Genomic DNA, 15611 nt, shown 5'->3' on the forward strand with positions numbered 1-15611 from the left:
TGAATGACGGAAACGACGCTGTGAAAACGAACCCGACTACCGCGTTATCTCGGCAGGCGAGTCGGTCGTAATCCAGCAGTCGGGGTCGTTCGGGTCGCGAAGCTCGAGTTCCCCGCTTTGACACACCACCAGTTCGTATCGATCCATTGGAAGACGCTATCGACTACTGAGAGACGACCGACTATCGTAACGGGGAGCCTACTTCCCGTTCCGGCGGGAGTACGGACGTCATACCACACTGACAGATGCCAGGTCACACGACGGTTCCGCAGCCGGCACGCGCGAGCGGACAACGATTTACCCACCCGGCCCCTCGAGAACGGTATGTGCGGACGTTACACCCTGCTGATCGAGCAGGACGAGCTCGAGGAGCGGTTCGACGCTCGGTTCGCCGACTCGGAGCCCGAATTCGAGCCGCGGTACAACGCGGCGCCGGGCCAGGAGCTGCCGGTGATCACGAACGACGCGCCCGACGAGATTCGCCGCCTCGAGTGGGGGCTCGTGCCCTCGTGGGCGGAAGACGACAGCGGCGGGATCATCAACGCGCGGGCGGAGACGATCGACGAGAAGGCGAGCTTTCGGGCGGCCTACGAGCGACGCAGGTGTTCTCGCGAGGGGAACGAGCGAGAGCTCGACACGCCTTCGGCGGGTCGGTGTCTCGTTCCGACGGACGGCTTCTACGAGTGGGTCGGGACGGAACGCGGGAAGCAACCGTACAGAGTTGCCTTCGAGGACGACCGTCCGTTCGCGCTGGCGGGGTTGTGGGAGCGCTGGGAGCCGGACGACGAGACGACGCAGACGGGACTTGACGCGTTCGGCGGCGGCGTCGACGAGACAGCTCCGGCAGCGGGTCCCCTCGAGACGTTTACGATCGTTACGACCGAGCCGAACGAACTGGTCGCCGACCTCCACCACCGGATGGCCGTCATCCTCGAGCCCGGCGACGAGCGGGAGTGGCTGACGGCGGACGATCCGAGCGAGTTGCTCGAGCCGTATCCGGCCGAGGGACTGCACGCGTATCCGGTGTCGACGGCGGTCAACGATCCGTCGATCGACGAGCCGTCGCTGATCGAACCGCTCGAGTCCTAACGTTCTGGAATCGTACCTGTCCTTCCCCTCGGTGGAATTGCTGCCCGAACCGCTATCCAACAATATTTAAGTATGGCGGAGATGCCGGCTCAGTCTGTGAGAGAGCTGGGTGTTAGCGACCAACACATATTATCTCGAATTAGACCGCATTCTTGCGGTTTTCCCGCTTCAATGTACTCGAGTCGTGATCGGTACGGATCTCGAATACCACAACATTTATATAGAATCACAATCAATGATTCGGCTGACTATGAGCCAGCGAATGCAGCAGGGACAGCCGATGATCGTGATGAGCGAGGACTCCCAGCGCGTCAAGGACAAGGACGCGCAGGATTACAACATCAGCGCCGCTCGTGCGGTCGCTGAATCCGTTCGCTCGACACTCGGTCCGAAGGGGATGGACAAGATGCTCGTCGACTCGATGGGATCGGTAACGATCACCAACGACGGCGTCACCATCCTTCAGGAGATGGACATCGACAACCCGACGGCCGAGATGATCATTGAGGTCGCCGAGACGCAGGAAGACGAGGCCGGCGACGGCACTACGACGGCCGTCGCGATCGCCGGCGAACTGCTCAAAAACGCCGAGGATCTCATCGAGCAGGACATCCACCCGACGGCGATCATCAAGGGCTTCCACATGGCAAGCGAGCAGGCCCGCGAGGAGATCGACGACATCGCTCAGGACGTCGACACTGACGACGAGGAGCTCCTGCGCTCGGTCGCCGAGACCTCGATGACCGGCAAGGGGACCGAGGTCAACAAGGAGTACCTCGCCGAGCTCATCATCGACGCCGTCAGTCAGGTCACCGTCGAGAACGAGGACGGCGACAACGTCGTCGACCTCGAGTTCCTCAACATCGAGACCCAGACCGGCCGCAGCGCCGGCGAGTCCGACCTCCTCGAGGGCGGCATCATCGACAAGGATCCCGTCCACGACAACATGCCGACCGAGGCGACGGACGCCGATATCCTGCTGCTGAACTCCCCGATCGAGGTCGAGGAGACCGACATCGACACCGAGGTTTCGGTCACCGATCCCGACCAGCTTCAGCAGTTCTTAGACCGCGAGGAGAAACAGCTCAAGGAGAAGGTCGAGCAGATTGTCGACACCGGCGCCGACGTCGTCTTCTGCCAGAAGGGCATCGACGACCTCGCCCAGCACTACCTCGCCAAGGAGGGCATCCTCGCCGTCCGCCGCGCCAAGAAAAGCGACCTGGAGTTCCTCTCGGAAGTCGTCGGCGCCTCGGTCGTCACTGACCTCGCCAACGCGAGCGCCGAGGACCTCGGCCACGGTGACGTCACCCGCGACGACGAGGACGAACTGTTCTACGTCGAGGGCGAGGACGCCCACGGCGTCACGCTCTTGCTCGCCGGCTCGACCGACCACGTCGTCGACGAACTCGAGCGCGGCGTCCACGACGCGCTCGACGTCGTCGCTCAGACCGTCTCCGACGGCCGCGTGCTGGCCGGCGGCGGTGCCATCGAGGTCGAACTCGCCTCGCGCCTGCGTGACTACGCCGACTCCGTTTCCGGCCGCGAGCAGCTGGCCGTCGAGGCCTTCGCCGACTCGCTCGAACTCGTCCCGCGCGTGCTCGCCGAGAACGCCGGACTCGACTCCATCGACACGCTCGTCGACCTCCGTGCGGCCCACGACGACGGCGACGTCGAAGCCGGCCTGAACGTCTTCACGGGCGACGTCGAAGACACGTTCGAGGCTGGCGTCGTCGAACCGGCCCACGCCAAAGAACAGGCCGTTACCTCGGCTGCCGAGGCCGCGAACCTCGTGCTCAAGATCGACGACATCATCTCCGCCGGCGACCTCTCCACCGACAAGGGTGGCGACGAGGAAGGCGGCGCACCCGGCGGCGGCATGGGCGGTATGGGCGGCGGCATGGGCGGCATGATGTGAGACTAACTTTTGCTCTGCGAGCGCGGCGAAGCCGCGCTCTCGGCAAAAGTTAGTATAAAAGCACTCCTCCTTCAGTTCGCTCGAGTGCGGCGAAGCCGCACTCGTCGCTCACATCAGTCGTCGGCCCGAGCACGGCGCGTGACGCCGTGCTCGGCGAACGGCGCCCGTTCGGGTTCTCCGAACCGCTCACTCGCCGATGCTCGTCCGGAGCGAATACCCGAGTGTAGTAGTTTCCGCGGTTGGTGCTGCCTGCTGTGAATGGTTCCTCACTCGAGTAGCGCCCACCGCTCTCGATCCCATCGCTCGAGTCGCACCCTGTTTCTGGCAAGCCCGTGATCTTTTGTACTGGCAGTCGTACGCCGGCCATGGCGTTTCAAACCACGTTCGGTTGGTCGCTGATCTCCTCGGGCATCGTCACGCTCATCCTGATCGTGCTTCCCGGCGATTCCCTCTGGTGGGGACTGTTGCTGTTGGCACTCGGGATCGCAGTTCTGTACGTTCGGTACTGACGCCTTCGCGGACATCGCGATGACAGAACAGACGCTCGAGTCGTTCGGAACCGCTCGAGAAAATCGTCGCGCTATCGCTGAACCGAACTGCTCAGGCGTCGTCGACCTCGAGTTCGAACTGTTCGTTCTCGCTGACGGTGTTGAGGACGACGCTCGTATTCGAGGCTTTGATGTCGGGATCGGTCAATAGCTGTTTGATCTGGTCGTTCATCCCGTCGGTGTTCTTGAACTTCCCGATGGCGATGACGTCGTAGTCGCCGGTGACCTCGTAGACAGATGTCATCTGCTGGTGGTCGCGCAGCGTTTCGGTGACGTCTGGAAGGGCGTTCCCCTCGACTTGCAACTGGATCACTGCGGTGACGTCGTATCCGACCGCATCGTAGTCGACTCTCGGTGTGTAGCCTTCGATGACACCTTCGTCTTCGAGATCGGAGAGGTGATTCGAAACGGTCGTCACGGAAACGTCGAGTTCCTCGGCGAGGCTTCGAAGGCTCGCTCGCCCGTCGCCGAGAAGTGCATTCACTAGTTTTGCATCGAGATTTTCGTACGTCATCACACTCACCCTCTCACTCGAGCCTTTAGAACTTTACGAATATACAGTTTCTCCGGGTGCAGAGAAGATTTGCTTGGAGCAGTAGGGTTTTAGTAGCAGAGTTACTTGGATACCACGACGAGAAAGATGACAAGCGGAAACATCACTGAGACGGAACAGGCGGTACTCGACGAGATTGAGGAGAAAGACGTCGACTTCCTCCGTCTACAGTTTACTGACATTCTTGGGACCGTAAAGAACGTTTCTGTTCCGGCTCGACAGGCTGAGAAGGCGTTCTCCGAGGGGATCTATTTCGACGGTTCCTCGATCGAAGGGTTCGTCCGCATTCAGGAATCGGACATGCGTCTCGTTCCTGACCCCGACACGTTCGCCGTCTTGCCGTGGCGCAAGAAAGAAGAGAGCGCCGCGGCCCGAATGATCTGTGACGTCTACGATACGTATACGGGCGAGCCGTTCGAGGGCGATCCGCGACGCGTGCTACAGAACGCCCTCGACCGCGCCGAGGAGATGGGCTACACCGTCAACGCCGCGCCAGAACCCGAGTTCTTCCTCTTCGAAGAGGACGACGAAGGTCGCGCGACGACCGATACGAACGACGCCGGCGGCTACTTCGACCTCGCGCCGAAAGACCTCGCCTCTGACGTCCGTCGCGACATTATCTACGGCCTCGAGGACATGGGCTTCGAAATCGAAGCCAGCCATCACGAGGTCGCCGAGGGACAACACGAGATCAACTTCGAGTACGACGACGCGCTCGCGACGGCCGACAACGTCGCCACGTTCCGAACCGTCGTCCGCGCCATCGCGGCCCAGCACGACCTCCACGCGACGTTCATGCCCAAGCCGATCCCGAAGATCAACGGCTCGGGGATGCACACGCACCTCTCGCTGTTCACCGAAGACGGCGAGAACGCCTTCCACGACGAGGACGACGAGTTCAACCTCTCGGAGGAAGCCCGCGCGTTCACCGCCGGGTTGCTCGAGCACGCGCCGGCGATCACGGCGGTCGCCAACCCCACCGTCAACAGCTACAAGCGACTGGTCCCCGGGTACGAAGCACCCGTCTACGTCGCCTGGTCCGACCGCAACCGCTCGTCGCTGATCCGCAAGCCCGCGGCTCGCGTCCCCGCGGCCTCGCGCGTCGAACTGCGCTCGCCCGATCCGTCGTGTAACCCCTACCTCGCACTCGCCGTCATGATCCACGCCGGTCTCGAGGGCATCGAGAACGACCTCGAGTGCGCCGACCCGGTTCGCGAGAACATCTACGAGTTCGACGAGGACAAACGCGAGGAGTACGGCATCGAGACGCTGCCGTCGAACCTCGGTGCTGCGGTCGACGCCCTCGAGGAAGACGAAATTATCTACGACGCGCTCGGCGAGCACGTCGCACCGAAGTTCGTCGAGGCCAAGCGCCAGGAGTTCGAGGAGTACCTCGTCGACGTCTCCGAGTGGGAACTCGACCGCTACCTCGAGACGTTCTAAGACGGCCGGCCACGCGAATCGATTTTCGACCGTTCGCTCTCGTTTTCGATTCACCGCGATACGCTCCGCCTTTTCGAGCCCGTTCCCGTCAGCCCGTCACTTCCGAGCGCGAGCGTCGGGCGTCCGGGTGCCTGACGTGGCCCGGAAGCCCGACGACGATCAGTCCGCCGACGAGTCCGACGAGCAGCCAGACGACCGCGGCGTCGACGACGAGCAAGACGAGCGCGACGATCCCGAGCACGGCGAGGCCCAGCGCGGCGTGGGCGAAGACGCGGATCGACGCCGACCACGGCTCCCGGGACGGCGTCGCGTACTGCCAGGCCAGCGCGGCGCCGACGCAACCGCCGAAGAGCGCCACCGCATCGGGTCGGCCGCTGGTGGCGAACGCGGCGAGCGAGAGCACCGCTGCGAGCGTGAACATCGCGCCCGTGGCGGCGTGGTGGTCGCGAGCCAGCAGGCGATTGCGAACCGCGAGCATTCCCGCGACGTAGACGACGCCGACGACTGCCCCGACGAGGACGTCGATCGGAAAGTGAACGCCCGCGCCGACTCGAGCGAACGAGACGAGACCGACCATCGCGGCCGCACCCGCCCACCGCTGGCCCCTCGTTCCGACGTCGAACTCGAGGGCGAGCATCGTCCAGACGACGACCGCGGCGATGGCGTGACCGCTCGGGAAACTGGTCGTGTGGACTTCGACGGCCGGCGCGTACAGCACGGCGACGACCGTCGGGAGCGACTCGGGTGCGATCGCGGGGCCGACGCCGGGACGCGGCGTCTCGAATACGCCTTTCAGGCCGAGCATAACGGCGTAGCCGCCCATAACGATCCCGAGCCACGACGCGAAGCGATGTCGGTCGCGGAACCAGAAGGCGAGTACGACCGCCGGCGCGACGAACCAGACGCTCCCGAGATAGGAGAGAAACGCGAAGAGAAAGGCCATCCACTCGGGAAAGGCGTCGCGGACGAGTTCAACCTGTGTCGGTTCGAACCACATATATTAGTTATACTATTGTGCTGTTATTATTTTCTCTAGTGTGGCGAGTAATAGTTGTTTCGCCGACCACGCCTCGCGGCCAGGGCCGAACCCGTGATCGTGATCGTGAGCCTCGAACGACGGCGTATCGTCGTCGACGTCCGTTCCCAGGTGGGTACGAGACTTGACCACACGGCAGCCCGCGATATCGGCCTCTCGATGGCCGTGGCGGTGCCCGACCTGGAGCGCGTGGTCGGGCTCGAGCGCACGATAGCACTCGTAGCGTCTCGCGCCGGTCGGGGTCGGCTGCGTGAGCGTCGCCGCCTCACTGCTCGCTCTACGCTTCCGCCTGTTCGATCCACTCCTCGGCGTCGCTCTCCGAGACGTCAGCGGCCTCGGTGATCGTCTCGGCGTCGGTACGAACGAGATCGTCGACCGTCGCGATACCGGCCTCTGAAAGCTGTTCGCGGACGCTCTCGTCGATGCCCTCGATGGACTCGAGCGTGTGCTCTGGGTCGGTTTCGATCTTCGTGTGGGCCTCGACCGACTGCTGGTTCTCGAGTCGCCGGGTGACCGCTTCGCTCTGGTCCTCGAGTTGCTCTTGGAACGCCTCGATCTGTTCGGCCTGTCGTTCAAGCAGGGTCGCGACGTCTCCCGTCTGTTGGTCGAGTTGCTCCTCGAGTCGGTCCTGAAGCTCCTGTGTCCGCTCGAGTTGCTCGCGAAGCTGTCCCGAGAGCTCGTCGACGCTCTCGACCGTCTGATCCTCGACGGACCGAGTCATCTCGAGGAACTGGTGGGTCTGGTCGTCGAGAGCGTCGACGAACTCGCCGGAGAACTCGTCGGCGGTGTCGACGTCCCGCTCGAGTTCGCGCTCGAGGGCGTCGTAGAACTCAGCGTGGGTCGTCTTCAGCTGTGCGAACGTTTCATCGGTGACACGGTGCGCGTCGGACGGCTCGTCGCCGGGGAGAATCGCGGCCGTCGCGTCGACGTAGCTGTGGGCCATCGCCTGCGCGAGCTCGAGTTGCTGGCGCTGGAGCGACTCCTGGCCTTTGAGCCCCGTAAGCGCCATGGAGTCGACGTTGCGCTGGACGGAGAGACCCTGCTTGAACAGCTGCTGGCTCTGTTTCACTGCGGTTCGCTGTACGTCGAACATCGCTCGGATGGGGGATTCTGACTGACTCATGTTCGTCGAGCACGGATCGGACTCGACGAGGGATAAATGGTGAGCTTGCATACCACTGATTACCATCTAATGGCATCGAATGGTGCAGAAGAGTGATACTCGCCCGTTCGATTCGCTTTCGGTAATTTTCCCCATCGGTGACTATCACGACGAGCCGCATTCAGTATTATGAGCGAGTTTGTGGTCCGTTCACTATGGTCGATAGTCGAAGCTACGCGTTCGAGGGAACAGAACCGACGGTCGACGAGTCGGCGGCAGTGAGCCGGGACGCGACGCTCGTCGGCGACGTCCGCGTCGAAGCCGATGCGAGCGTCTGGCCGGGCGTCGTGTGCCGCGGAGACATCGGACCCGTTCGCATCGGTCGCGAGACGCACGTCGGCGACAACGCGACGATCCACGCGTCGGAACTCGCGGATCGCGTCATGGTCGGCCACGGCGCCGTCCTCAACGAGGCGACCGTCGAGGAGGGGGCGCTGGTCGGGTTCAACGCGACGATCAACACGGGATCGACGGTCGGCTCGGGCAGCGTCGTCGCCGCCGGAACGGTCGTCCCCGACGAGTACGAGATTCCGCCGTCGTCGTTCGTCCGCGGAGTACCCGCCGAAATCACGCCACTCGAGGAGACGACGATCGACGCCGAGGAACTGTTCGAGACGTTTTCGACGGGCGACTACACCAACCTCGCGGGCCGCCACAAGGAACTGTTCGAGTGAGGCGGTGTTAATCGCCGGCCGAGATGACCCCGCCCTCGTCGGCGTCGATCCGCACGGGATCGCCCCGCCAGTCGATCTCGAGTCGGCGACGCGAGAGGGAGGGAGCGAGCGTCGACGCGGAGACGAGTCCCCGGTAGGTCTCGCCGTCTGCGACCACGAGGTGTTTCACGCCGTCGGCGCGCATGCGTTCGGCGGCGGTCACGATCGATTCGCTCGGTGCGATTGTCGACACCGGGGCAGACATGATCGCCGAAACTGGGTGGGAACCGCGCGTCTCGGCCACGAACGCGACGATATCGGACTCGGTAACGATGCCGACTGGTGACTCCGCGTCGAGAACGACCAGCGCCGGGACGTCGGGATCTCGGAGGCGCTGTGCTGCCTCTCTGACCGGCGTCTCCGGGTGGAGCGGCCGCCGAATTGGCGTGGTCACATCGTCGATTGGTATCTCGAGCATGAGTTGGTGTATGTTACCATACGCCACATCATAGTCCCTGTGGACATACGTCCTTTAAATCCTAGTATCGATTGCAGGTGAGGGTGAAAGGCGCGACTAACTGAGCGATTGGATTAGAAATCGAGCTATTTCTGAAAGGAGTCTGTTGGCTGTCCCGTGAACAACGTTAGTATCGGCTCGCCGTCGACCGAAGGACACCGCCGCAATCCGGACAGTTCGATCGATACGAAACCGGGTGGACCTTCATCGAACAATCACGGCATTCGTATCTGTCTTTGTATTCCTTCATTCTATATCCCCTCCGTTACCTTGGAAGATATTGGATCTAATAAATCTTTTCCCACCCATTTGGTCATTTGGGATGCTAGTCGAGTCCTCGAACGACGTGGCGACACTCGAGTCTGTGAGTGCTTTCGAACGCGGACCCAATTACCCTTCAACTTGCACGATCAGGTAGTCACTCGCGAACGATACCGGCGTCGGGAAACGACTGCATCTTCGATTCGCTGTAGCCGGCCTCGGTGAAAGACGTGCCGACAATGACGTTCGACGGCGTACGAAACCGGCCGCGCGACTGGACTTACGATTTCGCCTCTTCCGTGTCTTCTTCCTCGAGTACGACGTCGAACCGGTCGCGCAGTCGCTTCTTGTCGAACTTGCCCGTCGAGGTCTTGGGAATCTCCTCGACGAACTCGTAGATGTCCGGGAGCCACCAGCTCGGGAACGTCTCCGCGAGGTGGTCTTCGAGTTCGGTGCCGGTCGGATCGGCGCCCTCGGTAGGGACGACGACTGCGAGCGGCCGCTCCTGCCACCGCTCGTGCTCGGCGGCGACGACCGACGCCTCGGCGACGCCCTCGTGGGCCATCAGTTCGTTCTCCAACTGGACCGAGGAGATCCATTCGCCGCCGGATTTGATCATGTCCTTGTCGCGATCGACGACGTCGATGTAGCCGAGTTCGGTCCGCACCGCGACGTCGCCGGTCTCGAGGTAGCCGTCCTCGGTGAACGACTGCTCGTTCTCCTCGGGGCGGTCGAGGTAGCCGTCGGTCACCCACGGCCCGCGGACCTGGAGTTCGCCCATCGTTTCGCCGTCCCGCGGGACCTCCTCGCCGTCGTCACCGATGATGCGGACCTCGATGCCCGGTACCGGGAAGCCCGCCATCGAGCGGTACTCGTACTGCTCCTCCGGCGGGAGCTCCTCGACTTCCTTGCGGAGCGTGCTGAGCGTCCCCAGCGGCGAGGTCTCGGTCATCCCCCAGCCCTGGATGATCGGCGCGTCGTACTCCTCGTCGTACTTCCGGATGAGCGACTCCGGCGGCGCCGACCCGCCGACCGTCAGCCGGTCGATGTTCGAGATGTCGACGTCCGGATTCTCATCCAGGAACTCGGCCATCTCGAGCCAGATGGTCGGGACGGCCGCCGAGAACGTCACCTCCTCTTCGTCGATCAGTCGCGCGATGGACTCGGGATCCGTGTGGACCGAGGGGAACACCTGTTTCGCGCCCGCGAAGGTCGCGGCGTAGGGGGTCCCCCAGCCGTTGGCGTGGAACATCGGGACGACGGGCAGCGAGACGTCGCTTTCGCCGATGCCGTTGGCGTCGACGTGACCGCACATGATGCTGTGGAGGTACATCGCCCGGTGCGTGTAGGGTACGCCCTTCGGGAGGCCGGTCGTCCCCGAGGTGTGACACAGCCCATACTCCGCGTCCTCGTCGATGTCGGGCCACTCGTACTCGGTCGGATGGCCCTCGAGCAGCGACTCGTAGTCGGTCACCGGCTCGAGGTCGGTTTCGGGCAGTTCGTCCGGCCCGCACAGGACGACGTATTGCTCGACGCTCTCGAGTTGGTCGGCGTTGGCCTCGACCTTCCCGATGAGTCCCGGATCGACGAAGATCACCTCGTCATCGGCGTCCTCGATCGTGTGGACGAAGTGGTGGTCCGGGAGCCGCATGTTGCACATGTGGATCGACCGCCCCGTGCAGGCCGGCCCGAAGTAGAGCTCGAAGTGGCGGTAGTGGTTGGTCGCGACGACGCCGACCCGCGTGCCCTCCTCGAGTCCCAGTTCGTCGAGCGCGTGCGCGAGCTGGCAGATGCGCTCGTACGCGTCGCCGTACGTGTAACGGTGGACGCTGCCGTCCGGCAGTTTCGTCACCAGTTCCCGCTCCGGGAAGAGGTCGACCGCGCGTTCGATAATCCTGTCAAGCGTTAACTGTGTGCTCATCATGGTCGCAAAAGTTGTCACTGCCGACCCTCTTAATTGCTTGGTCGGTGCCACATCCGTTGAGAACCGCCCCGCCGACTGGTCCCCGCCGGCTCCGGCGAGTTTCGTCCCGTAATTCGTCCGGTCTGCTGTACGCCGTTTCCGGTGCGATCCGACCAGTTCGTCGGTCCCACCGGTCCAGCGGTACAGCAGTCCGTCTCAGTCGTCACCCTCGAGTCGAACGAGTTCGTCGACGTCCGGAATGTCGGCCGCGGCGTCGGTGATCTGTTGCATGCGATCCGTGTGCTTGTCGACCGCGTAGGCGGCCAGTTCGCCGTCCTCGAGGCCGAGGCGCTCGTCCGGATCGTCGGGCTGGTACCGTTCGTCCTCGGTGATGCCCTGGACGAGCGGAAGGAGTTCGTTTACGGTCTCCTCGATCAGTTTTGGATCGACGTTCTCCTCCCGAATCAGCGTCTTGAGCTGATTCATTCCGAAGCCGACGTGGCGACCCTCGTCGCTTCTGATCTTCGTAAAGCCCTCGACGAGCCCCGGCAGGTGCGGAAGGTCCTCGAACTCGCCGCCGTAGGAAGTCTGCATTCCGTAGTAGCCCGTCTGGGCGAGGATCCCTTCGACGGTGAGGTGGTAGTGGCAGTACGCCGTCGCTCGGTTTTCGGGCGTGTCGTCCTCGAGCAGCCGATACTGGGCTCTCCTGTTGCGATCGAACAGTTCGACGTAGGGCTCGTTGAACCACCGATCGTCGCGGGGATTCGACCGCTCCCAGCCCAGTTCGTCCTCGACGGTCCAGATCACCTCTCGCCAGTAGCGATCGAAGAAGTCCGCGTGCTTTGCTTCCTCGTAGAGCTGGGTCGTCAGGAACAGCTGGTCGTCGATGTCCTCCAGGACGGTCGCCAACGGTGCGAGATCTTCGGTGACGGCATCCTCGCCGGCGCCGAACTTCGCGATGCCGTTTAGCGTCCTGGCCCACGCCTGGTCGTCGAACCCCTCCCGCCGATCGATGTACGCGAGCAGGTTCTCGACGTCCTGCTCGAGGTCGATCTCGCCGGGATCCCAGTGGCGTTCGACCGCGTTTCGGAAGTACCGGTTCGATCGCGATTCGCGATCCATCAGGTCGGATGGTGTGTATTCTGTTGACACACAACACCGTACGTGACGCTCGTATTAAAATTCGAGTCTTCGATCGGTCCGGTCGAAATCGAACGAAACGCGCGTTCAGGATTGCTGGGGTGCGTCGCCGATCTCGAAGATTTCGGCGTAGAGGCCCTTTGCAAGCGCATCGATGTTCTCTTCCGCTTCGTCGGCGTCCATCGTGTCGCCGACGCCCTGCCACTCGACGGTGAGTTTCGTCATCGGAAACAGGGGAAAGCCGCCGACGACGACGTTGCCGCCGGCGGTGTGGATCGTCCACTCGGTCTGCATGCCGTTCGACGAGCGGGTGACGTCCTCGATCTGTCCGCCGCGGGCGCTCCACCGTTCGACGAGGCCGGCCGTGATTCGGCGCAGCTGTCGTTCGCCGAGCGCGTGGACGGCGGTCCCGCCGGCCGCGAGCAGAACGAACGCGGCGATCGCGACCGGGAGCCCGCCGAAGGGGATGTTCACCGACGCTGCGAGTCCACCGGCCACCACGACGAGACCGATGATCCGCAGGTCGAACGCCGCGGGGACCGTTCCGGACCAGCCCGCGTCCCGCGACTCGGACTCGGGCCTGGACTCGGCTCCGGATTGGGATTGTGATTCTGTCTGTGCCGGCTGCTCGAGTTGCATGTACTCGAGCGTGGTGGCGTCGTCCCGATAGTCGTTGTCCTTTTGCAGCGGAGGCTTTATAAGCTCGCCTCGAGGATCACTCGGACTCGAGTACCTGCTCGCAGTCGCGTCGGATTCGCGACGACTCGGGCGACCCTCGACGGGACGCGAGTCGCGCCGAAACCGCCAGCCGTTATATGTTGGTTGCCGTACACGCGCTTATGCCCTGGACGGTGATGCCGACGTTCGAGTCGTACGCGCAGGCACGCGAAGCGTTCTCGTGGGACCTCCCCGACGAGTTCAATCCGGCCGTCGACTTCCTCCGAAAACACGAGGACACGAGTCGAACGGCGCTGCGGTACGAGACGCCCGACGGCGGACTCGAGACCTACTCCTTCGACGACCTCGACGACCGCTCGGATCGCCTCGCCGCCGCGCTCGCCGACTTCGGCGTCGACGCCGGCGACCGCGTCGGCGTCGTCGTTCCGCAGAAGCCCCAGAACCCGATCACGCACCTCGCGAACTGGAAGCTCGGCGCCGTCTCCGTCCCGCTGACCGTCCTCTTCGGTCGCGACGCCCTGCAGTACCGACTCGCGGACAGCGAGGCGACGGCCGTCGTCGTCGACCCGGACGTCCGCGAGACGGTCGAGGAGATCCGCGGTGAGTGTCCGGCCCTCGAGCACGTGATCGAACTCGGCACGACCGACGCCGTGAGCGGCGAGGCCCACGCCTTCGAGGACCTGCTCGAGTCATACGAACCGGGGATCGACGTCTACGACGCCACGCCCGAGACGCCGACGGCGATCATGTACACTAGCGGCTCGACCGGGCCGCCGAAGGGCGTCCGCCACAGCCACGCCCTCTGGCTGGGTCGGGCCGCCGCGGCGTACAACTACTTCGACCGGGGGCTCGAGCCCGGCGAGACGACGGTGTGGACGCCCGCCGACTGGGCCTGGGGCGCCGCGCTCGGCGGGACGCTGTTCGCCGCCTGGCACCACGGCTGCACCGTCGTCGGCTGGCCCCGCGACGGCTTCGATCCCGAGGACGCCTACGATCTCATGGCGCGCCACGACGTGACGAAGGCGTTCATGCCGCCGACGGCGCTGCGGATGCTCACGGCCGTCGATGATCCCGAAGCGCAGTACGACCTCTCGCTCGAGACCTTCGCCTCGGCCGGCGAGCCGCTGACCTCGGAGGTCGTCGACTGGGTCGAGGAGACGTTCGCGGACGTCGCGATCAACGAGTTCTACGGACAGACGGAACTGAACCTCGTCGTCGGCAACTCCTCCTGGTACGAGACGCGGCCGGGTAGCATGGGGAAACCGCTGCCGGGCTACGAGGTGCGAGTGCTCGATCCGGAGACGCGAGAGCCACTCGGGCGCGGCGAGATCGGCGAACTCGCGGTAACGTCCGACGACCGCCGGGTCTTCTTTGACGAGTACTGGAAGTTACCGGAGAAGACGGCAAACAAGCGGACCGAAGACGGGTGGTTCTTGACCGGCGACCTCGTGGAACGGGACGACGACGGCTACCTGTGGTTTCACTCCCGGACCGACGACGTGATCCTCACCAGCGGCTACCGCGTCGGCCCGATGGAAGTCGAGGAAGCGATCCTCCACCATTCGGACGCCGAACAGGCCGGCGTCGTCGGCGTCCCCGACGAGACCCGCGGCGAGGCGATCAAAGCGTACGTCCAGCCCGCGACCGACGACTACGATCCCGATACCCTCCGCGAGGAGATCAGAGACCTCGTCCGGGATCGACTCGCCGAGTACGAGTACCCCCAACACGTCGCCTTCGTCGACGAACTCCCGACGACGACCACCGGTAAGATCCAGCGCCGCTCGCTTCGAGAGCGGGAGTAGCGCGGTCGACGCCCTCGTTGGCCGTCCCACCGTCGCAATTCCACCGAATCGAAACCCAGGGTCGATTTTATTACGCTTTCGTGTGACATGTGTGTCATGCACCGCGTTCTAGTACCCGTCGACACGAGCGAGGAACGGGCCGTCAAACAGGCGACGTACGTCGCGTCGCTTCCCGACGCGTCGGAGTCCGTCGAGGCGTTTCTGTTCTACGTCCACACCGACGAGGGGTCGGATCTCCCGAAGGAGTTCGAACGGTACAAATCGGCCTCGCGAATCGCGTCCGTCCGGCGCGCCGAAGAACGCCTCGAGGACGCGGGCGTCGAGGTCACGATTCTCGAGGAAAGCGGCGGGGTCAGCGAGGGCGACATCATCTCGACGGCCGACGACCACGACGCCGACGTGATCGTTCTCGGGGGCCGCAAGCGCTCGCCGGTCGGAAAGGCCGTCTTCGGCAGCGTCACGCAGTCGGTGATCCTCAACGCCGATCGGCCCGTCGTCGTCACCGGCGGCGAGGAGTGAGACGGTCTGTCGTTCCGAGTTATGGCACACCCCGAATGGGGCGCGGCTGCGCCGGAACCGACGGACGGTCGTCCACACGCGTTCTCGTCGGTCTAATCTATCCGCCGGACGTTCCTCGAGTCGGTCGGTGAACCGGCCGAGCCGTCGCTGTCGGGTTATCGTCTTCCGGACGACTCCGTTCGGAGCTGCGTCTCGCGTTTTCGACCGCCCGTCGCGTCAGCTCACGTCGTCCGTCGCCTGCAGTCAGTTCCTTCAGGCCGTCGTCGAGCTGAAGAGCGCATTTGATATCGCACTTATTGATTTATGAGAATGGGCATTCGTCGAGTACGTCTCGCCGACCGCATCCGAACCATGCCCCATCTGCCGCTTTGCCGGCGTTTATCCGCCCC

15 protein-coding genes are annotated in these 15611 nt (G+C 63.8%); 7 read left to right on the forward strand and 8 right to left on the reverse strand.

The window, feature by feature from the left end:
- Positions 1 to 324 precede the first annotated feature (324 nt).
- The 3 genes from C493_RS15585 to C493_RS23490 all read left to right on the forward strand — a co-directional run bounded on the left by C493_RS15585 (position 325) and on the right by C493_RS23490 (position 3513).
- Positions 325 to 1089, forward strand: a complete 765-nt coding sequence (locus C493_RS15585) for an SOS response-associated peptidase (protein ID WP_007260431.1) — start codon at positions 325 to 327, stop codon at positions 1087 to 1089.
- A gap of 262 nt (positions 1090 to 1351) precedes the next feature.
- Positions 1352 to 3004 (forward strand): thermosome subunit beta, encoded by a 1653-nt coding sequence (gene thsB / locus C493_RS15590; RefSeq protein WP_007260432.1) that lies wholly within the window; start codon positions 1352 to 1354, stop codon positions 3002 to 3004.
- Between the two features lie 365 nt (positions 3005 to 3369).
- Entirely contained in the window at positions 3370 to 3513 is a 144-nt protein-coding gene (locus C493_RS23490) for a hypothetical protein (RefSeq protein WP_007260433.1), read from the forward strand.
- Between the two features lie 91 nt (positions 3514 to 3604).
- On the opposite strand, the gene lrp is transcribed toward C493_RS23490, so the two are convergent.
- Positions 3605 to 4066 carry an HTH-type transcriptional regulator Lrp gene (gene lrp, locus C493_RS15595; RefSeq protein ID WP_007260434.1) on the reverse strand — a complete coding sequence of 154 codons (462 nt, stop codon included), beginning with the start codon at positions 4064 to 4066 and terminating at the stop codon, positions 3605 to 3607.
- A gap of 126 nt (positions 4067 to 4192) precedes the next feature.
- Here lrp and glnA point away from each other — a divergent pair, with 126 nt between their 5' ends.
- Positions 4193 to 5548 carry a type I glutamate--ammonia ligase gene (gene glnA / locus C493_RS15600; RefSeq protein WP_007260435.1) on the forward strand — a complete coding sequence of 452 codons (1356 nt, stop codon included), beginning with the start codon at positions 4193 to 4195 and terminating at the stop codon, positions 5546 to 5548.
- Positions 5549 to 5636: 88 nt separating this feature from the next.
- Here glnA and C493_RS15605 read toward each other — a convergent pair whose 3' ends face one another.
- Both C493_RS15605 and C493_RS15610 read right to left on the reverse strand, forming a co-directional pair.
- A complete protein-coding gene (locus C493_RS15605; protein ID WP_007260436.1) occupies positions 5637 to 6545 on the reverse strand; it encodes a phosphatase PAP2 family protein in 909 nt (302 codons plus the stop codon).
- A 316-nt stretch (positions 6546 to 6861) separates the two neighbouring features.
- A complete protein-coding gene (locus tag C493_RS15610; RefSeq protein WP_007260437.1) occupies positions 6862 to 7677 on the reverse strand; it encodes a helix-hairpin-helix domain-containing protein in 816 nt (271 codons plus the stop codon).
- Between the two features lie 224 nt (positions 7678 to 7901).
- Here C493_RS15610 and C493_RS15615 point away from each other — a divergent pair, with 224 nt between their 5' ends.
- A complete protein-coding gene (locus tag C493_RS15615) occupies positions 7902 to 8420 on the forward strand; it encodes a gamma carbonic anhydrase family protein (protein ID WP_007260438.1) in 519 nt (172 codons plus the stop codon).
- A 7-nt stretch (positions 8421 to 8427) separates the two neighbouring features.
- On the opposite strand, the gene C493_RS15620 is transcribed toward C493_RS15615, so the two are convergent.
- From C493_RS15620 to C493_RS15635, 5 genes are all read right to left on the reverse strand, one after another.
- Positions 8428 to 8877 carry a CBS domain-containing protein gene (locus tag C493_RS15620; RefSeq protein ID WP_007260439.1) on the reverse strand — a complete coding sequence of 150 codons (450 nt, stop codon included), beginning with the start codon at positions 8875 to 8877 and terminating at the stop codon, positions 8428 to 8430.
- A 166-nt stretch (positions 8878 to 9043) separates the two neighbouring features.
- The gene (locus C493_RS22760) at positions 9044 to 9166 is read right to left on the reverse strand and encodes a rubrerythrin-like domain-containing protein (RefSeq protein WP_152421179.1); all 123 of its coding nucleotides are present in this window, start codon (positions 9164 to 9166) and stop codon (positions 9044 to 9046) included.
- A gap of 291 nt (positions 9167 to 9457) precedes the next feature.
- Positions 9458 to 11098: a long-chain fatty acid--CoA ligase gene (locus tag C493_RS15625; RefSeq protein ID WP_193787907.1), complete on the reverse strand. Its 1641-nt coding sequence runs from the start codon at positions 11096 to 11098 to the stop codon at positions 9458 to 9460.
- Between the two features lie 198 nt (positions 11099 to 11296).
- Entirely contained in the window at positions 11297 to 12232 is a 936-nt protein-coding gene (locus C493_RS15630; RefSeq protein WP_193787908.1) for a ribonucleoside-diphosphate reductase, read from the reverse strand.
- Positions 12233 to 12307: 75 nt separating this feature from the next.
- On the reverse strand, positions 12308 to 12859 hold the full coding sequence (locus tag C493_RS15635) for a hypothetical protein (RefSeq protein ID WP_007260442.1): 552 nt from the start codon (positions 12857 to 12859) through the stop codon (positions 12308 to 12310).
- 200 nt (positions 12860 to 13059) lie between these two features.
- Here C493_RS15635 and C493_RS15640 point away from each other — a divergent pair, with 200 nt between their 5' ends.
- Both C493_RS15640 and C493_RS15645 read left to right on the forward strand, forming a co-directional pair.
- A complete protein-coding gene (locus tag C493_RS15640; protein ID WP_007260443.1) occupies positions 13060 to 14703 on the forward strand; it encodes an acyl-CoA synthetase in 1644 nt (547 codons plus the stop codon).
- A 96-nt stretch (positions 14704 to 14799) separates the two neighbouring features.
- A complete protein-coding gene (locus tag C493_RS15645) occupies positions 14800 to 15222 on the forward strand; it encodes a universal stress protein (RefSeq protein ID WP_049889407.1) in 423 nt (140 codons plus the stop codon).
- Positions 15223 to 15611 lie beyond the last annotated feature (389 nt).

This window comes from Natronolimnohabitans innermongolicus JCM 12255 (assembly GCF_000337215.1).
Lineage (GTDB): Archaea > Halobacteriota > Halobacteria > Halobacteriales > Natrialbaceae > Natronolimnohabitans > Natronolimnohabitans innermongolicus.